This window comes from Streptomyces sp. NPDC031121 (assembly GCF_055570615.1).
Window position 1 is genome coordinate 246476 of sequence record NZ_JBVIGV010000011.1, and the last position, 26193, is coordinate 272668.

The window sequence follows — 26193 nt, forward strand, 5'->3', positions numbered from 1 at the left end:
CAGGGTCATCCCCGCGCGTGCGGGGAGCAGTTCCTTGAGGCGTGGGGGCGGCCGGGCGGCCAGGGGTCATCCCCGCGCGTGCGGGGAGCAGCTGACCAAGCCGGCCGACAAGACGATCAAGCAGGGGTCATCCCCGCGCGTGCGGGGAGCAGGTACGCAGCACCCCCGCCGCGGAGCTGTACAGGGGGTCATCCCCGCGCGTGCGGGGAGCAGCTGGTAGCGGTCCATGCGCCTCAGACGATCTCGGGGTCATCCCCGCGCGTGCGGGGAGCAGGGCGCATCGGCGGCTGACGTGGGGTATCTGGGGGGGGTCATCCCCGCGCGTGCGGGGAGCAGGCCTTGTTCGGCCGGGCGTGGAGGGCAGAGGTCGGGTCATCCCCGCGCGTGCGGGGAGCAGGCTTCGTGAGCTGCGGGTTTTCGGAGGGTCACGCCTCGTTTCACTCACTTGCAAGGATTGCGACTTTCGGGGCATTGCCGTCCTATCGGCCGCCGCCAAAGCGGCAGCGTTTCGATGCCTTGCTCCAGCCCGGCTGGGGCTGGGGTTGCCGTGTGGTGCGGGCGCTCGGGCGGTGGATCAGGGTCAGGCGCTCAAGGTCGATCGGGTGCCACTTGTGGTCGTGCGTCTCGAAAGCGAAGCCCTGCTCGTTGTCCGTGTTGTACGCGAGCAGGGCTCGGCCGATGCCCGCGTACTGCTTCACCTCCGCCCACAGCGCCGCCCTGATCCGGGCGGACGGTCCTCCGATGAAGACGCCCGGCGAGATCTCCAGTAGCCACCGCGTCAGGAAGCCACGCAGACCGACCGGGCATTGGGTCAGCACGATCACCGTCACCAGGTGACCTCATCTCCGTGGTTACGGCCTGAGGCGACCATGAGGTCGCCGTCCGACTGGAGCATGACTTCGTCGGCCTGGTCCGGCCCGCCCTCCCCGCTCCCCAACCCGTCGGGGAGGAGCAGCCGCTTGATGTCCTTGACGCAGCGGTCGAGGAGGCGGGTCTTGTTGATGGTGTCGCGCAGTGCGCGGCGGGTGCGGGGGCCGACGTCCTGGTCGCCTTCCGCCGCCACGTCGAAGGCGACCGGGATCCCGATCTCCGTCTTGTAGAAGTCGGCCACGTCCAGGACGAACGACAGTTCGTGCCCCGAGTGCACGAAGCCCAGCCCCGGTGCACAGCCGAGCGCGGCCACGACGGCGTGGGAGACGCCGTACATGCACTGCGCGGCGGCGGTGACGGCCTGGTTCGGGGCGTCGCTCGCGGCGAAGTCGCCGGGAACGTAGTTGCGTCCGTGCCAGGGGACTCCGGTGCGCTCGGCCTGGTCGCGGTAGCAGTCCCTGAGGCGCCGTCCCTCGTGGCCCAGCAGCTCCTGCCTGGTGAGCCCGGCCGGGTCTTCGTCGGGGAACCGCAGCCGGTACATCGCCCGGGCAACGTCCAGGCGCGTGCGGCGGTTGGCCCACCGGGTGGCTTGCGCTTCCACGAGCGCCGAGGAGCGGTTCAGGGAGCGTCCGCCCGCGTAGTAGCGCACGCCGTGTTCGCCGACCCAGGCGACGGCGGTGCCGCTGTCGGCGAGCACGGTCATCGCCTGGTCGGTGATGCGCGTGCCCGGGCCGAGCAGCAGGGTGCCGATGGTGGCGGAGGGGATGTGCGTGGTGCCGTCGGCGTCCTCGGCCGTGATGGCGTTCTGGTCGCGGTGGACGATGCACCGCTCGAGGTAGACGAACGAGATGCGCTCCGCGACGCGCGCCAGGTCGCGCGGGGACGAGGCACGGCGCCGTGCCACGGTCGTCACCTTGTGCCTCCTGACGCCGCAGCCAGGGTCATCAGGCCGCACCCGTACGCCTTCGCCTTGCCCAGCCCGAGGGTCAGGGTCCGCCGCAGGAGCTCGGGGTCGGTGATCTCGAGCCGGCCGTCGAAGGTGACGGTCACCAGCGGTACGCGGTTCGCCAGGCCTGTGCCGGTGTCCGTCTTGCCGAAGCGGTGCCGCTGTTCGTCGCGGACGGTGAGCTGGTGCTCGTCCCCCTGTGCGAGGCGCCGCCGTTCGGCGGGGGTTTCGAGGACCCGGAAGCCGGCCCGCTCCTGCCGGTCCAGCAGCCACCCCATCTGGTGGCGCGGGGTGCGATGGGCGGTGCGCTTGCGGATCTCGTCCGTGCTGCGGCGTACGTGGTGGACGGGGTTCGCCGTGAGCCGGAAGTCCCAGATGCCGCCCTTGGCGAGGCCGTCGAGGAAGGACGTGTACTCGTACGTCTGCCAGGCGGCTGTGGTCGGCCAGCCGGCCTGTTCGACGAGGTGGGTGAGGTCCGGGCGCTGCTCGCTGACGATGAAGAGCAGGGCCTCGGCGCGCGAGTTGCGGTCGACGCGCCAGAGGACGCGCGGGGCATGGGGGTCGCCGGGCAGCACGTCGGCGAACGACGACATCACGGCGGCGTGCATGCGCTGCGGTGAGGCGAGCAGGTGGCGTGAGCCGGCGCGGGCGGTGTTGAGTCGGAATCGGGTCAGGTACATCAGTGGCCGTCCGGCGGGAGGTTCAGGGGAAGCTGCGTGAGGTGGGCTTCGGGGGTGTGCCGGGGTGGGGGCACGGGCACACGCCGCCCGGTTGCCGTGGCGTGGTGCCGTTCGCCGGGCTGGAAGCGCGGGTTCGGCACCTCGACGGATGTCTGCACGACGGTGCGCAGCGCGTAGCGGCGGTGGGACGGCGCGAAGCTGAGCGGCTGGTCGCGGAGGGCCGTGCCGTGCGGGTCTCCGGGGGCCGCTTCGGCCAGAAGGGTCAGGCGGACCGAGGGCCGGCTTCGGTGCCGTTCCTGGTGCCATGCGGCGGCCTGCCACGGCGCCTCGCGCAGCACTGCTGCGGGATCGTCCGCGGCTCGGACGATTTCCAGGTCGACGGGCCCTTGCGGTGGGCATGAGCGCCGTCCGAGGTAGGGCAGGTGGACGGGGTCCCGCACGGCGGCGTGCAGGTCCTGCACGAGCGCGTCGTCGCCTGCGACGGCTGCGACGAAGACGGCGTCTGCCAGGTAGAAGCGCTCCGAGACGGGCATCGCCTTGCCCGTGTCGGTGTGGCGGGCCGTCTGGAAGTCCCGTACGCGCGTGCCGGCCTGGTCGATCCGTACGGCGAAGGAGAGGGCGGCCAGGTCGGAGAGGTCAGCGTTGCGCGGGCGGCCGAGTGCGGCGGCGAGCAGGCCGATGACGCCGCTCTTCGTGGGGGCGGTCTCCGTCGTGCGGCGGGCGAAGCGGGCGGAGGACCCCCATGCCTGGAGGGGGCCCGCCAGCCGCAGGGCGAGGACGCTCATCCCCGCTTGCCCATCCGTTCCGCGACGGCGTCCCCCACCCTGCCGACGAGTTCGCGGAGGTTGACCTGCTCGCCGAGCGGTGCCAGGGCTTCGGTCTGCTCGCCGACGCGGACGATCCAGGTGTGGTCCGCGGCGGCGCCGAAGGACTCCTCCACCGCGGGGACGTGTGCCGCGAGGGCCTCGCAGGCGGCCCGGACGTGGCCGTCGCCCGTGCCTTCCCGGGTCACGGGGCGTTCGAAGGCGCCGACGAAGCTGACGGGGCGGGCGGAGCGCAGCTTGACGACGACCGCGTCCGGCAGGGTGTGGTTCCCGAAGGTGTTGATCTTCCCGCTGGGCATGGAGAGGGTGAAGGCCTCGACGAAGGCTTCGACCGCACGGCGCACCGGCTCCGGAGTCGGTGCAGGTGCAGGTCCCGGTGCCGGCTCTGCGCGGCGTTCGTCGTCGGTCAGGCCGGCGTCGAGGTTGGCGGCGAGCAGGTCGACGTCGACCGCGGCGTAGCGGTAGAGGGTGGCGGAGTTGAAGTCGACCGTTCCGATCATTCCCGCCCCCGGCTCGGCGTCGCCGTTCTGGTCGTCGACGGCGGTGAAGTAGTCGGCTTCCAGGTCCACCGGGTGGACGCTGAGGGCGTGGGCGACCTGGGCGGCGGCGTCGACGTTGAGGTCGGTGTTGTCGGCCACCATCCGGCCGAAGAGGGCGATGTCCACGGAGTGCCGGGTGGCGGCCGCCTTCTTCGCCCGGCTCTTCACCTCGGGGTCCTTGAGGTGCACCTTCGGGTCGGCTTTCTTCGCGATGCCCTCGAGGGCCAGGTCCGCGAGCAGGTCGAGCTGGCGGGCGCTGAGGAACAGCAGGTACGAGGACTGGGGTGCCTGCGGCTCGGGAGCCCCCTCGCCCCGCGGGTCGCCCTTGCCGCCCTTCGCACCGGTCTTGCGCGCCGGGGTCTCGATCTTGGCCCCGGTGGCGACCTGGATGACCTCGGCGGCCATCGGCCACACCTGCTCGGCGGTCAGGGACGTCTCGCGCGCCGTGATGCGCCGGGTGAGGGCGTCCACGACCTTCTTCGTCCTGACGCCCAGGTCTGCCGGGTCCAGCAGTTCCCCGAAGGCGTTGCGCGTGGCCTTCTTCCAGGCCTGGCTGGACACCCTGGAGCGGCGGACTCCGCCGTAGACGGCGCTCTTCGGGGCGCCGGTGTCGTCCCTGTTGATGTTGCTCGGAGGCACCGTCTGGAGGATGTGCACGTCGAGGATGGTGCGGCTCATGTCTCGTCCTTCGTGTCGTTCGGGCCGGCGCCGGTCTCGACCGGCCCGCCGGGTGCGTCGTCCTGCTGCGCGCCGTGGCCGGCAGCGGGCTGGTGGGCGTGGAAGCTGCGCCCCCAGGCCTGGCGGACCAGCGCGGGCCCGCCGGGCCGCTGCCAGCGGTCGAGCTGCTCGGCGAGCAGGCCGTAGTCGAGGGGGATCTCGGCGGCCCGCAGGAGTACGACCAGTTCCCGGAGCCGCTGGGCCAGCACGTCGAACGTCGTCGCCGTGCCCGCGCGGACGAGCCGCTTGCGGATCGGCTCGTCGGAGTCGGTGCCGGACATGAGGCGTCGTACGGCCGTGCCCAGGGAGGCTCCGTCCTCCACGTGCATCCGCTTGGCCCGGTTGGACTGCTGGTGGAGGGCCCACAGGGTCACGGCGACGTGGGCGGCGCGCTCGGCGCGCAGTGCCTCGGCTTCGTCCACACGGCCGCGGCCGTGCACGGTCCGTGTGGCGTAGAACTGCTCCATGCCCACGAGGCCCCACAGGTCGGGCGTCTCGGTCGCCTGTCGGCCGATGCCCCTGCGGAGGCGTGCGAGGGCTTGTACGGCGTGGGATACGTCGTTGCGGTAGTCGTGTTGGAGGGTGCGGATGCGCTGGGCGACGGCTTGGCGGAGCGGCCCGTGCTCCGTTCCTGCGCCTGTACTGCGCTGCGGAGGTTCGGCGGGCGCCGGACTCCTCGGCGCGGTCTCCATCATCGGACTGCCTCCTTGCTGAGGTCGGCTCCACGTGCGGCTGCAGCCGGGTCGGACGGTGCGGTGTCGTTGCGCAGCGCGAGGGCCTTGTTGAGCCGGGCGTGGAAAATGCGTTCGGAGCGGGCGTGGTCGAGCCAGCCGGTGTCGCCGGCGTCCGCGAGCAGGGTGGCGGCGGTGTCGCGGAGGATCCAGTACGCCGTCCGCTGCCAGACAGCACGCGCGTCGGAGGGGTCGGGTGCGTCGCCGAGGTCGGCCAGCCACTGGCGGTACGGGCCGTCGAGCAGGCCGAAGCCCAGATCGCGGGCCGTGTCCCGGGGGGCTTCGGCGGCCCTACGAGAGGCTGCGGCGAGGTCGGCGGCCAGGTCCGCGAGGGCGTTGACCGCCTTGGTGCTGTCCTCGACTGCCGCGACGGCCTGCTGCGCGTAGCGCTGATCCTGTTCGTGGAGAAGGACGACGGGCATGGCGAACGCGTCGTCGACCACTTCGTCGATGACCGACTGCTGTGTGCCGTAGACGGCGCCGATCAGCCGGGGCCGGATCAGCAGGTCCCGTGGGAGGAGCCGTTCGTGGGTCAGTTCGGCGATCCACTTGAGCACACCGGCCCGCAGGTACGGGGCCGGCTCAGTCCGCTGTCCGGGCTGCTCCTCGCCGACGGAGGCAAGGAGTGAGGCGAGGCTGCGCCAGGCGGAGCGGGCGGGGTCGTGCTGGCGGGGCATGTAGACCGGGGAGCGGCCGAGCTTCTTCTCCTGCGGGATGCTGCGGCGCCAGCCGCTCAGGGGTTCGTGCCGGTGGGCGTCCGCCACCGGCAAGGGGTCGCCGTAGGAGAGGACCACGCCGTGGACTGCGGTGCCGTCGTGGTGGAGGCGGATGCGCCGGGACTGCCAGGTGTAGAGGTCGCGAGGCCCTGTGGGCCGGGTGGTGAGGTCGTCCTGCGTCTGGGGACCGCACTGCTCCCGGCGCCAGGCAGGGCGGTCGTCCTTGACCGTGGTGACGGCCGTGCCGTCCGCGGGGATCAGATTCAGGAGGAGCGTCTGCTGGAGGCTGTCGCCTTCGGCGAACAGTCCTCCGATGTTGCCGGCCCAGGCCACACCCTGCGGGTAGCCCTTGCCGCCCTTCACACGGGGGTCGCCCACGGCCCCGGACTTGATGCCGGAGGTGTCGAAGGCCTGGGCGTGGACGAGCCACCTGGCGGCTTCGGCGAAGGTGAGCCGTTCGACGCCGGGCCGGCGCATGGTGAAGAACGCGTCGCCGTTCGGGATGTCGGCCACGATCCGGTTCAGGGAGAACACTTCGTCCTTCTGCGTGCGCAGGTCCGCGACTTGGAAGAACGGCCGGGTGGGGCGCAGGAGGTCGAACCGCTCCCGGTGGCGGTCGAGGTAGGGGCCGACCGCGGCGAGGGGTTGCGGGCTTTCGCTCAGGTCCTGCCAGGCGTCGATGTCCGGGGGGCCGTCGACCGCGTCGTGGAGGATGGCCAGCAGCAGGCGCATGAGGGCGAATTCCTGCGTGGGCAGGTCGCCCACGATCCGCCGGATCCCGGCGGCCCGGGCGAAGACCTCTCTGAGGGAGAGCTCCGCCGTGGAACCGTCGCACAACTGGACGCCCAGCCAGGGGCGGGAGACCAGGTCGAATCCGGGAACGCCTTTCACCAGCTTCACGTCCTTGGTGCCGGCCGGAGTGACCTCCAGGCCGTCGGTCTCGCTGTAGTGGAGGTCGAAGCCTGCCAGCCGGGCGCGGCAGTCCTCGTCGAGCACGAGAAACAGTTCTCCGGCGAGCATGTGGCTCTCCTTGGCCTGCCATGCGGCGGGGCAGAACTGCTCGAGTTCGCCGATCACCTGGTCGATGAGCCACGGCTTGCCGAAGTGGTACGGGAGCCGCAGCGCGCTGGCGACGGCCGCGCGGGCGGCGCGGGGCGGCGGGACGGCGTCCAGGGGCAGTTCGAGCCCGCCCATGCCCCGGTCCAGCCAGGGCAGGGTGGTGTACGTGCCGTCGCGGCGGCGCTGGACGACGAGCACCTCCAGGGCCTCCTCGCTGTCTCTGACCTGGGCGCGGCCGGCGCGGGTGTCTTCCGCGTCGCCGACTCCGGCGTCGATCCAGCCGATCAGGGAGCGGCCGGGCCTGCGCGCCTGGTCGAGGAGGAAGGTCTGCGCCTTCCGGCGCTTCTCCGCGGTGTTCCTGTCGTGTTCGTCCCGGGCGCTGTCCACGGCCGCGGTCCAGGCCTCGGGGGCGGGTGGCGTCGTATCACCGTAGGCGGCCTGCACGAGGGGGCTGATGCGGTCGGGGAGGTCGAGGGGCCTGCCTTCGAGATGCGGGTGCAGGACGGCGAGGGACCGCAGGAGGGCGTGCCGTCCGTAGACGGCGGCAGATCCTTCGGCGGGGCTGGGCGGTCCTGCATCCCAGTCGACGCCGGTGATGAGGCATCTCGGGACGCGCAGCCGCTCCGGGCGGCCGGCCTGGCCTTCGCCACGCTGGTGGCGGTGCAGCCGCCCCATGCGTTGGAGGACGAGGTCGACGGGGGCGAGGTCGGTGACCAGGACGTCGAAGTCGATGTCGAGCGACTGCTCCGCGACCTGGCTCGCGACCACGATGTGCGGCTGCGGCCCTGCGGGGCGCGTGCCCCCCGGGCCGAACCGGGCGACGAGGTCGTCGTCCTTGCGGGCCCGGTCGAGGTCGGTGAACCGGGAGTGGGCCACGGTGACCGCGTCGGGGCCGAAGCGTTCGCGCAGTACGTCGGCACTCTGGAGGACACGGTCGACGGTGTTGCGGACGACCAGGGCGCAGCCGCCCCCGGCGAGTTCGGCCGCCAGGCGGTCGGCCAGGGCGGAGGGGTCGTCGTCCAGCTTCTCGACGGTGATCGAGAGGTGTCGGCCCGCGGCCGCAGGGGGCGTTCCGACGATCGTCTCCCGGCCTTCGGAAACCACGCTGATCAGTGGATAGGCGCTGGTTGCGGTGAGGGCTCCGGCCTCGTCGGCTCCCTCGGAGTAGGCGAGGGCGAGCGCCCGGCGCCGATCGGCGGGCAAGGTTGCGGACAGCATCACGACGGGGACCTTGTAGCGGCCGAGCCAGGACAGGACGCGTTCGAGGTATGCGTTCATGTACGCGTCGTAGGCGTGGACCTCGTCGATGACGACGACCTTGCCGGCCAGGGCCAGGTGCCGCAGCACCAGATGCCGGCTCTTCAGTGCGGCGAAGAGCAGCTGGTCGATGGTTCCGACGACGAACGGTGCGAGCATCCCCTTCTTGCGGCCGCGCAGCCACTGGTGTGCGACGAGGGCCGACGCTGCCGCGCACCGATCGTCTCGGAGGGACCGCAGCGAGGTCGGATCCCCGTCGAGGTCGACGGCTGCGATCGGACGGCTTCCTGCGCGGAGGTCCGCGGCGAAGGCGTCGTCGAGGAAGCCCTTGGAATGGGCCAGGTAGACGGTGCGTGCCCTCTCGCCCGGAAGACGGTCGAGCCACTTGCGGAAGCGGCCGTACATGGCGTTGGCCGTCGCCCTGGTCGGCAGTGCGACGAAGCAGCCGCCGGCCCGCGTCCGGGAGGCGAACACCTCCGCCACGGCGAGTGCCGCCTCCGTCTTGCCCTCGCCCATCGGCGCCTCGATGATCATCAGGCCCGGGGTGGGGGTCGCCCGCGCCAACCGGACGGCTTCCTCCTGCAGGGGACGGACGGCGGGAAGCCCGAAGCGCGCTTCGAGCAGGCCCCGCACGTCCTCCTCCACGATCGGCGCGGTCCAGGGCGGCGGCAGCTCGATGCCGCGCCACGCGGCTTCGATGCGCTCGGCGTCGCTGCGGTGCCGCTCCTCGGGGTAGAGGAGGAAGAGGTCGGAGTTGCTGGCGATCCAGTCCGCGAGGATCACGAGGGCCGACAGCACGACCTGCACCGGCTGGGGCAACTTGACCGCGCTCCAGTCGTGCAGGCGGTCCCGCACTCCATAGGCCGCGGTGGCCGCGTCGAGCAACTCGGTCTGCACGGCGCGCCACAGGCGGTAGGAGGGCCCGGGTGTGCGCAGGAGCTCGGGATGCTGGTGCAGGGCGTGGAAGTGCTCGTGGCCGGGAAGTACCCCGTGGTGCCCGCCGATGGCCCCGGCGAACGCCATCGCCGCCCGTGGCGACCACCCGCGCCCCTCCAGCCACTCCTCCACGAGGGCCTGGCCGGCCAAGCCGTGCGGAGCGCGCCTGCGGGCGTCGCCGAACTGCCGGGGCGTGGGCATGTCCAGCCCCACAGACCTCATACGCTCGGCGAGTTGGTCTACCTGGCAGGCGAAGGCGGGCGTCGCTTTTCCGATGTCGTGGACGGCCCCCAGCCACACGGCGAGCCGCCGCGCATCGCGCTCGCCGTCGGGGAGGCTTTCCGCCGCGAGGCGCCGAACGTGATGCGGCAGCCACTGGTCCCACAACCGCTCCGCCATCGCGGCGGAGTCCGCCATGTGCCGCCACAGCGGCAGCCACTTCGAGGTCTTGTCCTCGTGCTTCGCCCACACGATCCGCGCCGCCGGTGACAGCGAAGCGCTCCAGTGCGGTGCGCCGTCGTGCATCTCGATCCCCCCAGGACCTCGGTACGCGCACCCGGGCGGGAATCCCCATCCACGCCCGGAGAGCGGGCTCCCGGGCTCGCCGCGCGAGCGGGAGGGGAGCCCGTTCATGATTAGGCCAGCAGACGCCTTACGGACGTCACTTCCCAGACATCACCCGTGTGAGTGAACGGCGGGTGAGGGTGACCAGCACAACGACAAGCACGGTGACTCGGATCCAGCTGTCGACGGGGAGCTGCGACCCGGCACCGCCCATGAGCACGGCAACGAGAACGGGCAGCAGCCGCGACTGTGACTGCTGCCCGTTCATGACCTGGAAGTTCGCCGGGAGTAAGCTGAGAGACATTCGCGGACCCTTTCTGCGGTTGCGGTCGGGCCCCGTCGTCGGATGTCTTGCCGGACGATGGACGACGGGCCCCCCGGCCTGAGCGGTTGCGCAGGCGACGACTCCCCAGGCCCTCTGAGACAGCCGCTTGCGCCGACCTTAACGCATCTGACGCTTGATCAACTCTGCATTGTGGCGCTCTTGTTGTCCTGCAAAGATCAGGTTTCAACAAGCAGAACAAGCACGGTTCTCCTGAAGGGCGGAAGAAGGGCGCAAGAGGTAAAACATCCCCGCAGTAAGCGGGGAGCAACACCATGCTGAGCATGCACGGGGGTCATCCCCGAGAAGCGGGGAAGGCAACGCTACGTCGGGCCGAACACGGCAGACGTGGGGAGAGGGTACCTCGGCGAGCCCTTGGCAGCACCGCATCCTCCAGACTGTGCTCCCCCGCCGAAGCTGCCGCAGCGACGGCTGCTGCCGGCTGCAGCCCGCCTACGGCGCGTACGGGCAGCCTTGGCGGGTTAGGCAAGGCTCGGCAAGCAGTCCGCGTACTGGTCGGCCAACGCGGCGAGGGTGCGCGTCGGGCGGCGCCACCTGCCCCGTGCCGACCACCGTCGCGGGACAGGCGAAGCCGGACAAAACCGCGCCCAGCACGCAGGGATCATCCCCGCGTGCGCGGGGAGCAGCAGTCCTGGTAGCGGGGGCCGGGCTGCGTCTCGGGGTCATCCCCGCGTGCGCGGGGAGCAGGTAGCCGTCAGCTACCAGATCCTCGAACCGCGGGGGTCATCCCCGCGTGCGCGGGGAGCAGGCGGCAGCGGGGGCGTCTCACACTCCAGTTCGGGGGTCATCCCCGCGTGCGCGGGGAGCAGTTCCGGGGGAAGCAGAACGGCCCCCTGGACCAGGGGTCATCCCCGCGTGCGCGGGGAGCAGGAGCTGCAAGAGATCATGGGCGATGCCCTGGGGGGGTCATCCCCGCGTGCGCGGGGAGCAGCTCGAGCACCACGCCGGCGAGATCGAGCGGCAGGGGTCATCCCCGCGTGCGCGGGGAGCAGCTCCGTCGTGGCGCCTACCCTGGTCGCTGCCTGGGGTCATCCCCGCGTGCGCGGGGAGCAGGCGGTGCAGCAGGCGTACGGCGACGAATTCGCGGGGTCATCCCCGCGTGCGCGGGGAGCAGTCCGGGCTCCACAAGCTGACGACCCTGTACGACGGGTCATCCCCGCGTGCGCGGGGAGCAGCGACGGACGGCGGGAGCCGGTACGGATACGGGGGGGGTCATCCCCGCGTGCGCGGGGAGCAGCACCGACGTAGACAGTCACCGCGAGCCCCGAATCCGGTCCCACAGGGGTCATCCCCGCGTGCGCGGGGAGCAGCCCGTGATCGGTCGACGGACCGGGCGTGTTGAGGGGTCATCCCCGCGTGCGCGGGGAGCAGGTGCTGGCTCTACCTGGAACGGCACGCCGCCGGGGGTCATCCCCGCGTGCGCGGGGAGCAGTTCACGAGCCAGGCGCGCCATCGTCTCGGACAGGGGTCATCCCCGCGTGCGCGGGGAGCAGAAGGACGAAAAGAATGTGACGCGCGGCTACTGGGGGTCATCCCCGCGTGCGCGGGGAGCAGGCCGCGCTCCGACTGGCCCGGGGCGGACGGGTGGGGTCATCCCCGCGTGCGCGGGGAGCAGGGACACAGGGGTAGACCTTGTAGTCCCGGACGAGGGTCATCCCCGCGTGCGCGGGGAGCAGACTACGTGAGCTGCGATGTTATGCGAGAAGGTGCGCGGTTCTGAGCACTTTCACAGGATCCGGCAATGTGCTCGAATGGTTCAGACAGGGTGTTTTCGACGTGAACGGCCCATAGGGGGGAGGCGAAGCGGGGTTTGACTGGAAGGCGGGTCACCCCGTCGCCAGGGCGTCCTCCACCGCCGCCATGAACGCCGGGTCCAGCATCGTGTGCACCGCCGTGTCGCGGGCCGTGTCCAGGCCCGTGTCGTGGCATGCCGTGCTCAGCAGGTAGCGGTCGGCCAGGACCGGGTGCGTCGCGAACGCCCATTCCCCGCCGCCCGCCGGGGTGCCGTCCGGGGTGATCAGGCCGCCGCTGCGCAGGCCGAAGCCGAACTCGGTGAAGCCGAGCTGGAGGCCCTGCCCGAGGGCCTTGGTGTACGCCTCCTTCAGCGTCCACAGCCGCAGCAGCTCCGCGGTCTGCCGCTCCCCCGACATGCGGGCGAGTTCGGCGTGTTCGGCGGGGGTGCACATGTGGCCGCGGAGCAGCTCGAAGGACATGCGGCGGTCGGCGGGTTCGACGTCGACCCCGATGCGGCCGGTGCGGCAGACGCCGACCGCGATCAGGTCGTCGGTGTGGCTCAGGCTGATGTCGATCTGGTCGAGGCCGCGGATGAACGGGCGCCCGCCCAGCTTGTACGCGAGGTCGAACGCGGCGGGGCCGGTGCGGAGCGCGGCCGCCGCCGTGTACTTGATGATCATGCGGGAGGTCAGGAAGCGGTAGCGGATCGCCGCGTCGGCCGTACCGCGGTAGCGCTGCCAGTCGTGGCCGAGCAGCGGGCGCAGGCCCGGTTCGGCGAGAGCCGCGGGCAGCCATTCCCCCCAGGTCGCGTACACGACGGCGCTGCCGTACCGGTCCAGTCCGCGGTGGACCTCGTCCCACGGCCCGTGCGGGCCGGGGACGTGGACGGGCGGCGCGATGCGCGTCGGCGCGTCCGTGGCGGTACGCGGCGCGTCCGGTGCGGGCTGGTCCGGCATGGGCGGGCTCCTCCTGTGGGCGGTTCTGGGGCCGGTGCGGGCGGGGGCTGCGCCGGATGTCACCGCGCGAGCGGGAGCCCGTCGAGGTCGCAGGCGCGGCCGTCGCGGTAGCGCGCGGACAGTTCGGCGAGCATCCGGTCGAGGACGCCGTCGGGGAGTTCCGGCACCGGGATGCCCATGCGGCGGCCGAGCCGCGTCAGGGCGAGGACGGCCCAGGCCGGGTCGGCGAGGAACGGGTCGCGGCCGTCCTGCGACCGGGACTCCCACACCCCGAGGACGCTCGCCGCGGCGAGGACCAGGGCGTAGCGGTCGGAGAGGGTGACGACGGCCGGGTCGGTCAGCGCCTCCCGCGTCTCGGGGATGCGCAGGCAGCGGGCGCGGAGCCCCCGCAGCTCGTTGACGAAGGTCTCGGCGAGCTCCGCGAGCACGGCGAGGTCGCTCGCGGGGCTGCCGTCGGCGCGGTGCGGTGCGAGGCGTTCGGCGGCGCCGACGAGGGTGGCGGAGAGGAAGTCGTCGCCGCTGGCGATGCCGAGCAGCCGGTAGTCCAGTACGGGCAGGGGTGCGCCGGCGCGGAACAGCGCGGGCGGCGGCTCCTCGGCGCAGAACCAGGACCGTTCGGCGAGGCTGCGCAGCTGGGGGACGATGACGGCCTGGCAGGCGGCCGTCCCGGTGTGGCCGAGGCCGGCGACGGGCAGGTCGCGGACCAGCTTGTCGAGGGAGCCGTACTGGGGGCTGCGGTGCTCGTACCCGTGCGAGCCGAGGACCGACGCGAGGGCTTCGAGGTCCTCGCGCAGCAGGTCCGGTACGACGTACTTGACGGCGGCGGCCAGGACGTGGCTGCGCTCGGGCAGCAGGCTGAGCGCGCGCAGCGCGGTCGTCGCCATGCTGTCGCAGGCCAGCAGGTCGGCGAAGACGCCGGTGAGCGGCTTGTACCAGCGGCGTACGGTGCGCCCGCCGCGGCCGGGGCTGACGGCGCGGACGGCGGAGTGCAGGACGGTGTCGGCGGCGGCGACGGCCAGGGCGGGGATCAGGCAGCGGTTGACCTGGAAGGTGCGCAGCGCGAGGGCGACGCCTTCGCCGGGCCGGCCGACGAGCGCGGACGACGGCACGGGCGCCCCGGTGAACTCCAGGCCGGAGAACAGCCCGCCGCGCATGCCGGGGGCGGGGACGCGGGGCAGCCGGGTGACGGTGCCGGCGGGGAGGTCGGCGGGGTCGAGGAGGAGGACGGAGTGGCTGCGGGGGCCGCGTTCGGGCGCGGTGCGGGCCCAGACGACCCAGGCGGCGGAGCGGGACGCGTTCATGATGACGTCCTTGCGCCCGCTGAGGGTGTAGCCGGAGCGGCCGGGGGTGGCGGTGAACTCGTCGCGGAGGATGGCGTTGGCGTGGGCGACCTCGTGGTGGACGATCGAGGCGCGGCCGCCGCGCAGGAGCAGCCCCGCGGTGTCGGCGCGCTGCCGCTCGGTCCCGGCGGCCCACACGGCGGCGGTGCCGAAGAGCGAGGTGATGCCGTAGCCGAAGCCGAGGGCGACATCGCGGCGGAAGACGGGGCGGAGCACCTTGGCGAGGAGGTCGGCGCGGGTGAGGCGGCCGCCGAACTCGGCGGGCACGAACTCGGCGCCCAGGCGTGCGTCGGTGAGCAACTGCTCGGTGGCCGCGGGGGGTTCGCCGCGGGTGTCGGCGGCGAGGAGCGCGGCCAGGCCGTGCGGGTTGGCGGGGTCGAGGGGGTCGCCGAGCAGCGCGTCGAGCCGGGCGGCCCGGGCGAGGGCGGCGGCGTCCTCGGGCGCGGCGGCCGGCGCCCCGGCGGGGACGGCCCGGCCCGGGGCTGTGCCGACGGGGCCGGGGACGGCGGCAGCGGTACCGGCGGTGATCTCGGTCGTCGTGGCCATGGCGGCGTGGATCAGCTCCTTCGTCACAGGGCTCGGGGGCTCGGGCCTCACGGAGCCGGGGGCCGGGCTGGTCCGCAGCCGGTCCGTAGCTGGTCCGTACGGACGACCAGCGTCGCGACGCCCACTCGACATCCACTCGAACCCCCGTCCAATCCCCCTCCACTCGCGTCGAACCCCCGCACGATCCGCACACGCACCGCGTCTTTCGGGCATTTTCCGGAGCTTCACGGCCGACCGGAGCCGCCTTGCCCGGATTCTTCCGTTCCGCGGATCACCCTTGATGAGGCTCCGCGCGACGATCGACTCGGCGTCCACGGGAGGGCTGCCGTCGCGGGCCTGCGGACCGCCACAGGGACCACGCTCGTTCGGCTGCACAGCTGTAGCAGCAAGGTGTCTCACCGCGGGTGCCAGCCTACCCATCAGCACATGGCGAAACACGGAATCGAGGTCGGCATGGATTTTGTCGTGGAGGCGATATTTGTCGTCTCGGCGGCATGCATCACCGGCAACATGGTGCGGTCGCGTTCTGCCCGAAGTGCCGAAAAGCGGACGGAAGCCGCTACCTCAGGGGCCGGTACGGCCATCCCTTGCCGGGTGGCCTGGAGGGTCGGCTTCGGGATGCCGGTTTCCGCATACGGATGGCTGGTCGGCGATACAGCCGGCCCGGCGTTCGTACGGAGCCGGCGCCAGGCCATCTACCTTCCGGCGGGGGGCAGGGTTTCGTTCAGCGATCACTGGCGCCCGGGAATGCAGCTCCTTCGGTATCGCGCACCGGACGGCCAGGAGATCCGTATCCTCTGCTACGACGCCGACTGCGCGGCGATTCTGCGGTACCTGCGCGTGCCGAATTCAGCCGACTTCGACTGACCATCCGGTCGCCGCTGCACCGTTGCTTCCCCTCGCTGCGGCCAGGGTCGCGGCAGCGACCGGGGACCACATCACGACCACGGGTGGAGACGTGAAGCTGACATGGGATGTTCCTCTGACCAAGTGGATCAGCCCGGCGCACGAAGAGGCTGTATACGCAAGCGGTGACACGCCTCTGGGGCGGGTCACCCTCACGCGGCGGCCCTGCGGCCGCTCGCACGCAGAAGCGGCTGCAGACGCGTGGGAGGATTGGGAGCTCGCCCTCGCGGGTGAGCACAAGTTGCAGGCTTTCGCACTGGCAGCCCCTGGTTATCCCTCGCGAAAGCGGCTCCGGAGAGGCATCGCAGCCAGCCTCGACGGTGAGGCCTGCGAGGTCACCGTCTCGTCCGCGTTCCTGTGGTCGAATCGGTCGGCCCGGCTGAAGGGGGCCACTGTCGATCTGGCGTTCACGACGAGGGGCCTGGGCATTGACCTGTGGGAACGGGGCGAGCCTCTGGGTGCGCGAAGATACGGCAGTTGGAAGTTCACCACGCCTACGGCCTCCGTCATTCTGGCCGCGTGCCTTTTCGAGTGGGCCGCGATGGGCCATTTCTTCCACACACCCGGCCTTCGCCTGCTCACTCTGGCGTCGATCGCCTCTTTCGGAGGATGACACGGACGTGTTCACTGGGCTCAGATTTCACATAAGGAAAGGCTGAGACGTGAGGACAATGTGGGGGTGTTGCAGTGGCGAGACGGGGGCGCACCGGAATAGGCAATGGTGTGGCGCCGGTGCGGTTGCCGTAGTTGTCTGTACGCTTGCTCCGGCGCTGATTTTCGGTCGCTCCCTCCTTGGATGCTGGACCTTGGTTCTGCCGGGTGTGATCGCGACCCTGGGCACGGCCGCGCTGATCGAGCTCAACACCGCGCGTGCATTCGGAAGCAAATGGGACGGTGCCACTCTGTCCGTCCGCACCCGCTCAGGTGACAGGCGGACGGTGAGTTCCGGCTCGGTGAGAAGAGTCGGATTCCTGGTGATTCCCACCCGTTACGGGTGGCGCAACTACTTCACCCTGCGCGACCGGGCAGGGCTGGTGACGATCCTCAGGGAGGATGAATTCAGCGAGGTCATCGGAGCATTGGCCGGTCAAGCTCGCGCTTCGGGCTTCCGTGGAGGCGTCTCGAAAGCCGCGGATGCCCGCTTGGCGGCCGGCAGTGGTCAGCAGCCCTCTCTGCCTCTTCCTCTTCGGGGCCTTCTTGTTCCAGCCTTGGCTCTCGGATTGTTCCTGCTCGCCACTGCGGTCGCGTCGTCCGTCGCCTGGCTTCGGAACTGATCTTCCTGGTCGGCCGCCGTCCCGCTCAAGGGAGGTTCGAAGGGGGCACGATGCGGGGTGGGGAGATTGGTCCGTGCCAGTGGATGCGTACGGGAGGTGCGATGAGCGCGAGGAGCGCGGGCGGGGCGTGGGTGCGCCGGTTCCATCCGGCGCCGGATGCGGCGGTGCGGCTGGTGTGCCTGCCGCACTCCGGGGGGTCGGCCAGCTACTTCTTCCCGTTCTCGAGGGCGCTCTCCCCCGCCTTGGAGGTGCTCACCGTCCAGTACCCGGGGCGGGGTGACCGGCGGGCGGAGCCGTTCGTGACGGACGTGCGGGAGATGGCGGACCAGGTGTACGCCGAGTTGCTGTCCTGGTCGGACCGGCCGCTCGCGTTCTTCGGGCACAGCATCGGTGCGACCGTCGGCTTCGAGGTGGCGCTGCGGCTGGAGGCGGCGGGCATCGAGCCGCTCGTGCTGTTCGCGTCGAGCCGCCGGGCGCCGTCGACGCACCGGGAGGGCGAGTACGACAACATCGCCGACGACGAGTGGGTGCTGTCCACCGTGAAGGACCTGGGCGGCACCCCGGACGAGCTGCTCACCGACGACCGGCTGCTGCGGCTGAGCCTGCCCGTGCTGCGCGCCGACTACGAGGCCGCGCGTTCCTACCGGTACCGGCCCGGGCCGCCGCTGCGCTGCCCGATCGTGGCGCTGGTCGGTCAGCGCGACACGAAGGTGTCGCTGCGGGAGGCGGCTGCCTGGCGCGGGCACACGGACGCGGAGACGGAGTTCCACTGGTTCGACGGCGGGCACTTCTACCTGAACGACCACGTTGAGGATGTCGTGGGAATCGTCAGGAAGCAGTTGCTGCCCGCCGCCGCCTGAGTGGCCGTCAGCCGCCGACGGAGGGCGGTGCCGCCGTGCGCAGGGTGCGGGCGAGAGCGCGGGCCGAAGCGGCGACAGCCACCGGCGGCGGACGCCAGCCGTGTGCGCCGATGCGCTGGGCGACCTCGTACGCGAGCTGCCCGGCGCCGGAGTAGCCGCCGAGGAGCAGGGGTTCCCCGGCGGCGAGTACGGGCCGCAGGGCGCGCAGGCAGGCGGCGGCGTCCGCGGGCGGTGCGACGGTGGCGAGGGCCTGCGGGCCGCGGTAGGCGTCGGCCACGCCGTCGTAGCAGTCGGCGGTCGCGCCGGGCGGAGGCACGAGCAGGACCGTTCCGGCGCCGGGATGCGCGGCCGGCCGCAGCTCGACCAGGCCGGTGCCGCGGGCCGCGGGCGGGGCTGTCGGCGTGGCCGGCCCGGCCGCCTCCGCGAGGAGGCGCAGGAACGCCCGTGCCGGTGTGACGCCGTCGGTGTCGGCGGGCAGTTCGCGCAGCAGCAGCGCGGTCTGCGCGAGCGCCGCCTCGGCCTCCCGGTCCGGGATCCGCGTGCGGTCGTTCACGGCGGTCAGCACCAGTCCGCCCTCGCAGTCGTGGTGCGCGCGGATGCTGATCGGCAGCGCCGTGTACGCGTCGACGGCCTGCGGCCGTCCCAGCTGTACGCCCTCCTCGGCGAGCTCGGCCTCCACCGCGGCCGGCGGCCCGGGGTGGAAGGGCGGGCCGGCCGGGGGGTCGAACGCGAGCAGAGAGGCGGTGAGTTCGCTGTCGGCGCCGCGGCCGCTCCAGGCGTGGATCTGCCCGTGCGAGACCCATTCGTACGAGGACGCGCCGAGCGCCGCCCCGGCGAGGTCCGCCAGCAGCCGGGCGACGGGCGCCGCCGGGTCGACGCGGACGTGCAGCGGCAGCGGCCCCTGGAGCGGGGCGGGCAGGCCGGTGGCGCCGCGGAGGGTGATGCCGCGGCCGGAGACGGCGACGGCGAACGCGACGGGCGCCGGCCGGAATCCGGAGCCGGTCCCGCGGTGCAGCAGCAGCGCCCAGGCGGCGCCGAGCGCGGTGGACTCGGCGGCGCCGTGCCGGGCGGCCCATTCGCGCAGCCGGACGGCCTCGCCGGGCGTCAGCCGGATACGGGCGCGGCCGTGCCCGGTACGGGCGGGCCGGTCGCCGCGGGCGGCCGCGGCCGGGGCGGGCGGCAGGGTGCGGGAGTCGGGCGGGGGGACGGCCCGGGCCCAGTAGGCGCGGGGGGCGGTGTCGTCCTGGCGGGCGAGCCAGTCGAGGTGGTCGCGTACGTCGGGGCGGCGTTCGCCGCCGCGGGTGCGGCCGGCGGCGAGGTAGGCGCGGTAGAAGGAACGCAGCAGCAGCCGGACGCTCCAGCCGTCGAGCAGCGCGTGGTGGTAGGTGAGGATGACGCGGGTGGGGCCGGCGGGCCCGGCCTGCTCGTCGAGCAGGGCGATGCGCAGCGGGCCGGGGCGGTGCAGGTCGAAGGGGCGGAGGCGTTCCCCGACGAGCAGGGAGTGCCAGTCGGCGGAGCCGTAGGGGTGGCGCACGGGGTCGGGGGCGGCGTCCGGGTGTACGACGACGCACGGCCCGGCGGCCGCCGAGTCGGCGGCGTGCTCGGCGAACGCGGCCCGCAGTACGGGCTCCTGCGCGGACACCGCCCGCCAGGCGTCCCGGAAGCGGCGGGTGTCCAGGGGCCCGTACCAGCGCCAGTGCAGCTGCTCGACGTGCAGCGGCGCGGCCCCGGACCGCGCGGTGAGCGCGTCGAGCAGCACTTCCCGCTGCCGGGGGGATGCGGGCATCCCGAGTGGCGGGACGGCCACGGCCCGGCCGGTCCCGGCGCGAGCGGCCGCGGCACCGGCCCGGCCGGCTGCGGCACCGGCCCGAGCGGCAGCAGCGCCGGTCTCACCAGTCGTCCCGGCAGCGCCGGCACCGGCACGGGCAGCCGCAGCACCGCCGGCGCCGGCCGCGTCAGCAGCGCCCGCGGCACCGTCGGCATCAGCCGCACCGGTGACACCGGCGGCACCGCCAGCACCGGCCTCGCCGTCCGTTCTGGCTCCTGCCGCGCCGGCGACATCGGCCGTCCCGGTGGCAGGGGTCGCGGCCGCGCCGGCGACATCGGCGGCACCCGTGGCACGGGGCGCATCGGCCGCAACCGCACCGGCGGTACGGGCCGTCCTGGCTGTGCCGCCCGCATCGGGCGCACCTGCGGCACCGGCTGAACCTGCCGAACCAGCCGAACCAGCCGAACCAGCCGAATCAGCCGAATCAGCCACCACCCCTTCGGCGCCGACAGTGCCTCTGGCACCAGGAGCACCGGCCGTTTCACTGGCGCCCGGACCGCCCGCACCGATGAGCCGGCCCGCAGCAGCCACGCCGGCCCCACCACCCACACCACCCGCACCTGCCAGCCGCGTCCCCGCTTCCTGCGGTGCGGCGCGGTGGGCGGGCAGCACGTGCCCCGTCGGCCCTTCCGTGTCCTCGCGTGCGGCAGCGTCCGGCGCCGCGGCGTCCGCACCAGCGGCAGCCTGCGGCGCTCCGGCGGTCAGCAGGTCGGCGAGGGCGCCCGGCGGGCAGTGGCCCGGCTCCAGGTGCAGGGTGTGGTGGGTCGCGGAGTGCCGGTGCAGGGTGTGGGTGCTCGGCGGGAGTGCCGCCAGCGCGGCCTCCAGGGCGCCGGGGTCGAGTGGGCCGCGCAGGTCCAGGGCCGGTGCGGAACCTGGGGCGATGACCACGGTCAGGGCGGCTGCCATGCGTCCCCCTCCTCGGCGTCGGCCTGCAAAGGGGACCATGATGCATGCCCATGCCACGTATTGCTGACACGGCCTGACGTGCCGCCGGGGTGACGGCGGAGCCCCGCCGGAGGGGGCGTGGGTGGAAGGGTTCCGGCGGGGCCCTGCCGTTCCGCGGCCGCAGGCACCGCGGGTCTGGGGCCGGCCCGCAGGGAGCAGCGGGCCGGGGGTCTGGGGCCGGCCCGCAGGGAGCAGCGGGCCGGGGGTCGGTGGCCGGCCCGCAGGGAGCAGCGGGCCGGGGGTCGGTGGCCGGCCCGCCGCGGGCGGTCGGCCACGTTCGAGGGCCTGCCCTCGGGACGGTGGGCCGGGTCGGCGGACCGGCTCACCGGTCGGCAGGCCGAAGGGGGCGACCGACCCGTGGCAGGGGTGGGCGGTCGGTGTCGACCCGCTGGGCGGCGGGCCGGAGGTGCGGTCGGTGATCCGCGGGAAGCGACCGGCCGGGGGCGGAGCCGACCCACCGGCCGGCGGATCGGGGTCCCGGCTGACCCGCAGGCGGCACACCCGCCGGATGCGCCCACCCGCCGGATGCGGCTGCCCGCAGCGGCAGCGTGCCGGGGCGGAGGCGACCACCGGTCGGCGGGTCGCGGCCGCCTGCCTGGTGTAGGCGCGCCCGGCTCCGGACGAGTTGCTCCCAGCGGGCCGGCCGCCGACTCCGGCCCGCTGGCAGCCCGTCGGCAGGCAGGCCACCGACTGGGCCGACTGCTGCCTGTGGGCCGGCTTCCCGCACGCGGGCGGCCCAGGTCGGTGGTGGCCCGGCGGAGGTGGCGGCTGCCGCGGCAGCCCCGCCGCATGCCCCGCGGCCCCCGCTACAGCATCCGCACCGCCGTCTCCGCGTGGTGCTTCGCCAGGGTGAGCGTCGCCGTGCTGTTGCGGCCCAGGGCCTCGCGGACGTACGCCCGGGCCTGCGCCGTCGTCGTGCCGGGGCCCAGGACCCGCTCGACCGCCTCCTCGCGCAGCAGGACGCTGTGCTGCGAGACCGCGGTGACGCCCGTCTCGTCCGGGATGACGGACCACTCCCCCGTGTGCGCGGCCATCAGCGCGGGAGTGGCCGTCTGCTTGTAGACGATGCGGCCGGCGTGCGGGAAGCAGACCCGTACCGACTCGGTGGTGTGCACCGACCCGTCCGCGGTCAGGGTGTCCATCGCCATCAGCTGCACCCCCGGCTCGTCCTCCCTGACGTCGAGCCGGGAGACGTGCGGCAGCAGCCGCGGCCAGTCGGCGACGTCGTACAGGAAGGCGTACACCAGCTCCGCGGGGCCGTCGATGCGGACGGAGTCCTCGAAGGTGAGGAGCAGGTCGTCGAGGCGGCTCCACCGCTCGGCGGTCTCCTTCAGCTGCGCGAGTTCCGCGCGGCTGTTGGTGTCGGTGGCCCGCCGGACCCAGTCGGCGTCCGCGGCCCGGTTCCCGTCGACGGTGAAGTCGTGTTCGAGGTGCAGGCGGCAGCGGCCCGGCCCGCGCGGTTCGACCGTCCAGCTGCCGCCCATGGCCGTGGTGGGGGCCGCGGGCAGCTCGTGGCGGAAGTCGATGCGGTGCCGGGTGGCGTCGAGGGTTCGGCGGGAGAGCCAGGACCGGACGGTTCCGTTCGCGGTGGCCCACATGTGGAACCGGTCGTGGACGCCGTCGAAGTCCAGGCGCTCCACGTGGATGCTCGCGGGGACGAACAACGGCCACTGGGTCGTGTCCGCCACCAGCCCGTAGACCACGCCGGCCGGCGCGGCGACGTCCGTGGTGTAGGACGCGCGGTGCACTCGCTGGACAGCCATCACACACCTCTCTCACGCTTGATGCAGAGTCTGTCGGAGTCCGCTGGAGCCCCCGTGGAGCGCCCTTGGAGGCGCAGGCCTCACGCCGCGCGCGCCGCCGGCGCCGCGTCCGCGCGGGCCGCCGCCGCGCGGGCCGCGGCCTCCGCGTCCCGTTTGGCGTGCGTCATCGTCACCGTGCTGTTGCGGCCCAGCGCGTCGCGTACGTAGCGCCGGGCCGCCGCCAGGTCGGCGGTCGGGCCCAGGACCCGCGTCACCGCGTCCGGCCGCAGGACGACGCCGTGGCGGGAGGTGACGGTCGAGCCGCGGGCGTCGCCGGCGACCGTCCAGACGCCGGTGTGCGCGGCCATGAGGGCCGGCGGCCGGGTCTGCTTGTAGACGATGCGGCCGGCGTCGGGGAAGCACACCCGCACCGACTCGGTGGTGTGCGACGACCCGTCCGCGGTGAGCGTGTCCATGGCCAGCAGCTGTACGCCGGGCAAGGCCGGGTCCTCGGTGAGGTCGAGGCGCGCGACGTGCGGCAGCAGGACGGGCCACCGGTCGGCCCGCTCCAGGAAGGTGTACACCCGCTCCGGCGGGGCCTCCACGCGGACGGTGTCCTCGAAGGTCATCACGAGCTGGTCCATCAGCGCCCACCCGCCGGCGATGCGGGCGAGGCTGTCGAGTTCGGCGCTGCTGTTGGCGTCGGTGGCGCGTTCGACCCAGGCGATGTCCTCGGGGCTGTCGCCGGTGACCCGGAAGTCGTGCAGCAGCGTCAGCCGGCACCGGTCGCCGCCCAGCGGCTCGACCTCCCACGTGCCGGTCATCTCGCTGAGCGGCGGCGCGGCGGCGTCCTGCCGGAATTCGATGCGGCGGTTCCCGGCGTCGAGGACGCGGCGCGAGGTCCACGTCTTGACCTGGCCGTTCGCGGTGGCCCACATCCGCAGGTGCTCGTGCGTCCCGTCGTGCGCGAGGCGCTCCACGTACACGTTGGGCGGGAAGAGCAGCGGCCACTGCACGGGGTCGGCGATGAGCCCGTAGACGACGCCGGCCGGCGCGTCGACCTCGATGTCGTGCACCGTCCGGTGCATCTCCCCCACTGCCTCGGCGATCCTCGTCACGGTCCCTGCCGCCCCTCTCTCCGCCATCAGAAGTTCCCCAGTCCGCCGCAGACGTTGAGCGCCTGCGCCGTCACCGATGCCGCCAGGTCCGTGGTCAGGTAGCCGACCATGGCCGCGACCTCCTCGGGGGTCGCGTACCGGCCCAGCGGGATCTTCGCCTCGAACTGCTCCTGCACGTCCTCGACGGTGGTGCCCCATGCCGCCGCGTACCCGGCGCGCACCCGCTCCGCCATGGGCGTCTCGACGTACCCGGGGCAGACGGCGTTCACGGTGACCCCCGTCGGGGCGAGCTCCTTGCCGAGGGCCTTGGTGAAGCCGACGACGGCGTGCTTGGACGCCGAGTAGGGCGCGCCGAGCAGGACGCCCTGCTTGCCGGCCGTGGAGGCGATGTTGATGATCCGGCCGTTGGCGGCGTCGGCGAGGCCGCCGTTCCTCAGCACCTCCCTTGTCAGCAGGAACACGCTGTTCAGGTTGGTGTCGATGACGTCGTACCAGAGCTCGTCGCTGATGCCCGCGGTGGGGCCGCCGCCGCTGCGCCCCGCGTTGTTGACGAGGACGCCGATCGGCCCGAACCGCGCGACGCAGGCCGCGACGAGTGCGGCGACGGACTCGCCGGAGCGGACGTCGGCCGCGGTGCCGTCGACGTCGAGGCCTTCGGCGCGCAGTTCGGCGACGGTCTTCTCGACGGCTTCGGCGGTCCGCGCGCAGAGGAAGACGCGGTGGCCGCGCCGGCCGAGGTCGCGGGCCACGGCGAGGCCGATGCCGCTCGTGCCGCCGGTGACCAGGGCGACCGGCCGGTGGGGCGCCGGTGTCGGTGCTGTCATCGCTGACCCTCCAGGACTCGTGGTGTGGACTCGACCGTGTCGCGGACGACTGGAGATCCGCCGGACACCTGCTGGAGGACCTGTCGGCGCTGCTGCTCCGCCCGCGCTTCCGCCCGCGCCTCGGCGTACGGCCGCAGTTCGTGGACCTCGGCGAGCCGGCCCAGCGGGGCGAGCGCCCGCTCCAGGGCGCGCCAGCCGAGGACGGGCCCGCCCGCGGCGACGTAGCCGTCGGGCCGGATCAGGAGCCAGCCGCCCGGTCCGAGGGCGAGAGTGCGGCGCAGTAGGCCGTCGGGGTCGGGCAGCGGTGCGGGGCCGCGGCCGGCGGTGTCGCCGACGGTGCGCACGGAGAGCCAGTCGCCGTGCTCGGCGGCGGTGGCGCGGGCGACGCGCAGGGCTTCGCCGGGTCCGGCGGCGGCCCACAGCAGGGTCCAGCGGGGGTCGCGGAGTTCGGCGGTGAGGGCCTGGGCGCCTGGGGCGTCGGGGTGCCGGGCGGCGGCGGCCGCGGCCCGGGTCCCGGCGGGCAGGCCGGGACCGGTGACGGGCGTGGACAGGGGGCTGTCGGGGTAGGCGAGGCGCAGCCCGGACATGCCGCCGAGGACCTTGCGCTGGATGGCCCGGCGCAGCGGGGTGATGTGGCGGACGAAGGTGAAGACGACGGGCAGGGCGACGCCCGCCAGCCGGTTCTTGAACTGGACGAGGAAGGTGGCCTTGCGGGTGGAGCCGAGCAGCGCCCGCCCGACGGGGACGCGCTCCATGCCGTACGTGGCCAGCAGCTCGGGTCCGGCCTGCCCGCGGTCGGCCATGGCGAGCTTCCAGCCGAGGTTGTACGCCTCCTGGATGCCGGTGTTCATGCCCTGGCCGGAGGCGGGGCTGTGGACGTGGGCGGCGTCGCCGGCTACGAAGCAGCGGCCTTCCCGCATCCGGGGCACCATGCGCTGCTGGAAGGTGAAGACGGAGCTCCAGGAGGGTTCGCCGACGGTGACGGGGCGGCCGAGTCCGGCGCTGAGCTTGCGGGAGAAGCGGGCGGCGACGTCCGCGGCGTCGTACGGGTCGCCGGGGCGGCGTACGGGCGCGGTGTCGAGCAGCCGCCACCGTCCGGCCTGCTGGTAGGGGACCATCATGAGGGCCTGGCCGCCGGTGTGCGCCCAGTAGATGGTGTCGGGCGGGAGGTCGGTCTCGACGGCGGCGTCGGCGAGTTCCCAGGTGTCGCGGGATTCGCCGATCAGGGGCAGGCCGAGCTGTTTGCGGACGGTGCTGTGGCCGCCGTCGCAGCCGACGAGCCAGGGGACCTCGTACTCCTCGCGGGTGCCGTCGGGGTGTTCGAGAGTGGCGCGGACGGCGGTGTCGTCCTGGTCGAGGGCGGTGAGGCGGACGCCCCATTCGATGGTGACGCCGAGCCGGGCGACGGCGTCGCGCAGCAGTTCCTCGGTGCGGGTCTGCTCGATGACGAGGCTGTACGGGTGGCGGGTCGGCATGGTCTCGTAGTCGGCTTCGAGGCGGACGAGGCGCCGGCCGGTGGCGTACATGGTGAAGGCCTGGTTGCGGCGGCCGGAGGCGAGGAAGGCGTCGACCAGGCCCATCTGGTCGAACGTCTCCAGGGTGCGGGGGTGGACGGCGACGGCGCGGCTGGTGGCGGCGGGGCCGGGCGCGGCGTCGACGAGCCGGACGGGCAGGCCGCGGCGGGCGAGTTCGTGGGCGGCGGTGAGGCCGACGGGGCCCGCGCCGACGACGAGGACGCGGGCGGCCCGGCCGGCGGGCGGCGCGGTGGGTGTGCCGGTGGCGGCCCGCAGGGCGGTGGTGGGCCGCGGGGGCGTGGTGGTCCGGGTCCGCATGGCGGTGGCTCCTCGGGTCGGGTGGGTCTGGCGGGTCTGGCGGGTGGGGTGGGGCGTGCTGGACACACGGGGCGGGTGGGGCGTGCTGGACAGGCGGGGCGGACGG

19 protein-coding genes and 2 CRISPR repeat arrays (1 of these 21 running past the window's edge) are annotated in these 26193 nt (G+C 73.4%); of the genes, 4 read left to right on the top strand and 15 right to left on the bottom strand.

Annotation, left to right across the window (positions count from 1 at the left end):
• Positions 1 to 397: a CRISPR direct-repeat array (repeat unit 28 nt; unit sequence GGGTCATCCCCGCGCGTGCGGGGAGCAG); it begins 972 nt to the left of the window's first position.
• An 82-nt stretch (positions 398 to 479) separates the two neighbouring features.
• The 10 genes from cas2e to ACZ462_RS22245 form a co-directional block, all read right to left on the bottom strand.
• The gene (gene cas2e, locus ACZ462_RS22200) at positions 480 to 830 is read right to left on the bottom strand and encodes a type I-E CRISPR-associated endoribonuclease Cas2e (RefSeq protein ID WP_467803182.1); all 351 of its coding nucleotides are present in this window, start codon (positions 828 to 830) and stop codon (positions 480 to 482) included.
• Positions 827 to 1783, bottom strand: a complete 957-nt coding sequence (cas1e, locus tag ACZ462_RS22205; protein WP_467803183.1) for a type I-E CRISPR-associated endonuclease Cas1e — start codon at positions 1781 to 1783, stop codon at positions 827 to 829. The genes cas2e and cas1e overlap by 4 nt, the downstream gene beginning before the upstream one ends.
• Complete coding sequence (gene cas6e / locus ACZ462_RS22210; RefSeq protein WP_467803184.1) at positions 1780 to 2496, bottom strand: type I-E CRISPR-associated protein Cas6/Cse3/CasE; 717 nt, start codon at positions 2494 to 2496, stop codon at positions 1780 to 1782. The genes cas1e and cas6e overlap by 4 nt, the downstream gene beginning before the upstream one ends.
• Positions 2496 to 3281: a type I-E CRISPR-associated protein Cas5/CasD gene (gene cas5e, locus ACZ462_RS22215; protein WP_467803185.1), complete on the bottom strand. Its 786-nt coding sequence runs from the start codon at positions 3279 to 3281 to the stop codon at positions 2496 to 2498. The genes cas6e and cas5e overlap by 1 nt, the downstream gene beginning before the upstream one ends.
• Positions 3278 to 4537, bottom strand: coding sequence for a type I-E CRISPR-associated protein Cas7/Cse4/CasC (cas7e, locus tag ACZ462_RS22220; protein ID WP_114059266.1), 1260 nt, complete (start codon positions 4535 to 4537; stop codon positions 3278 to 3280). Before cas7e ends, cas5e begins: the two co-directional genes overlap by 4 nt.
• Positions 4534 to 5271 (bottom strand): type I-E CRISPR-associated protein Cse2/CasB, encoded by a 738-nt coding sequence (casB, locus tag ACZ462_RS22225; protein WP_467803187.1) that lies wholly within the window; start codon positions 5269 to 5271, stop codon positions 4534 to 4536. The genes cas7e and casB overlap by 4 nt, the downstream gene beginning before the upstream one ends.
• The gene (gene casA, locus ACZ462_RS22230) at positions 5268 to 9800 is read right to left on the bottom strand and encodes a type I-E CRISPR-associated protein Cse1/CasA (protein ID WP_467803188.1); all 4533 of its coding nucleotides are present in this window, start codon (positions 9798 to 9800) and stop codon (positions 5268 to 5270) included. Before casA ends, casB begins: the two co-directional genes overlap by 4 nt.
• Positions 9801 to 9936: 136 nt before the next feature.
• Complete coding sequence (locus ACZ462_RS22235) at positions 9937 to 10143, bottom strand: hypothetical protein (protein WP_467803189.1); 207 nt, start codon at positions 10141 to 10143, stop codon at positions 9937 to 9939.
• A gap of 636 nt (positions 10144 to 10779) precedes the next feature.
• Positions 10780 to 11858: a CRISPR direct-repeat array (repeat unit 29 nt; unit sequence GGGGTCATCCCCGCGTGCGCGGGGAGCAG).
• Positions 11859 to 12008: 150 nt separating this feature from the next.
• Positions 12009 to 12872, bottom strand: a complete 864-nt coding sequence (locus tag ACZ462_RS22240) for a 4'-phosphopantetheinyl transferase family protein (protein WP_467803191.1) — start codon at positions 12870 to 12872, stop codon at positions 12009 to 12011.
• 59 nt (positions 12873 to 12931) lie between these two features.
• The gene (locus tag ACZ462_RS22245; RefSeq protein ID WP_467803192.1) at positions 12932 to 14758 is read right to left on the bottom strand and encodes an acyl-CoA dehydrogenase; all 1827 of its coding nucleotides are present in this window, start codon (positions 14756 to 14758) and stop codon (positions 12932 to 12934) included.
• A gap of 426 nt (positions 14759 to 15184) precedes the next feature.
• Here ACZ462_RS22245 and ACZ462_RS22250 point away from each other — a divergent pair, with 426 nt between their 5' ends.
• From ACZ462_RS22250 to ACZ462_RS22265, 4 genes are all read left to right on the top strand, one after another.
• Positions 15185 to 15625 carry a hypothetical protein gene (locus ACZ462_RS22250; protein WP_467803193.1) on the top strand — a complete coding sequence of 147 codons (441 nt, stop codon included), beginning with the start codon at positions 15185 to 15187 and terminating at the stop codon, positions 15623 to 15625.
• 91 nt (positions 15626 to 15716) lie between these two features.
• Positions 15717 to 16277, top strand: coding sequence for a hypothetical protein (locus tag ACZ462_RS22255; protein WP_467803194.1), 561 nt, complete (start codon positions 15717 to 15719; stop codon positions 16275 to 16277).
• Between the two features lie 208 nt (positions 16278 to 16485).
• The gene (locus ACZ462_RS22260) at positions 16486 to 16938 is read left to right on the top strand and encodes a hypothetical protein (RefSeq protein ID WP_467803195.1); all 453 of its coding nucleotides are present in this window, start codon (positions 16486 to 16488) and stop codon (positions 16936 to 16938) included.
• A gap of 101 nt (positions 16939 to 17039) precedes the next feature.
• Positions 17040 to 17798 carry a thioesterase II family protein gene (locus ACZ462_RS22265; protein WP_467803196.1) on the top strand — a complete coding sequence of 253 codons (759 nt, stop codon included), beginning with the start codon at positions 17040 to 17042 and terminating at the stop codon, positions 17796 to 17798.
• 7 nt (positions 17799 to 17805) lie between these two features.
• On the opposite strand, the gene ACZ462_RS22270 is transcribed toward ACZ462_RS22265, so the two are convergent.
• The 5 genes from ACZ462_RS22270 to ACZ462_RS22290 all read right to left on the bottom strand — a co-directional run bounded on the left by ACZ462_RS22270 (position 17806) and on the right by ACZ462_RS22290 (position 26087).
• Positions 17806 to 19584, bottom strand: a complete 1779-nt coding sequence (locus tag ACZ462_RS22270; RefSeq protein WP_468252649.1) for a condensation domain-containing protein — start codon at positions 19582 to 19584, stop codon at positions 17806 to 17808.
• Positions 19585 to 21377: 1793 nt separating this feature from the next.
• Complete coding sequence (locus tag ACZ462_RS22275) at positions 21378 to 22334, bottom strand: aromatase/cyclase (RefSeq protein WP_467803200.1); 957 nt, start codon at positions 22332 to 22334, stop codon at positions 21378 to 21380.
• Positions 22335 to 22414: 80 nt separating this feature from the next.
• Positions 22415 to 23431 carry an aromatase/cyclase gene (locus ACZ462_RS22280; RefSeq protein ID WP_467803201.1) on the bottom strand — a complete coding sequence of 339 codons (1017 nt, stop codon included), beginning with the start codon at positions 23429 to 23431 and terminating at the stop codon, positions 22415 to 22417.
• Positions 23432 to 23457: 26 nt separating this feature from the next.
• Positions 23458 to 24255, bottom strand: coding sequence for a 3-oxoacyl-ACP reductase FabG (gene fabG / locus ACZ462_RS22285; protein WP_467803203.1), 798 nt, complete (start codon positions 24253 to 24255; stop codon positions 23458 to 23460).
• Positions 24252 to 26087, bottom strand: coding sequence for an FAD-dependent oxidoreductase (locus ACZ462_RS22290; protein WP_467803205.1), 1836 nt, complete (start codon positions 26085 to 26087; stop codon positions 24252 to 24254). Before ACZ462_RS22290 ends, fabG begins: the two co-directional genes overlap by 4 nt.
• Positions 26088 to 26193 lie beyond the last annotated feature (106 nt).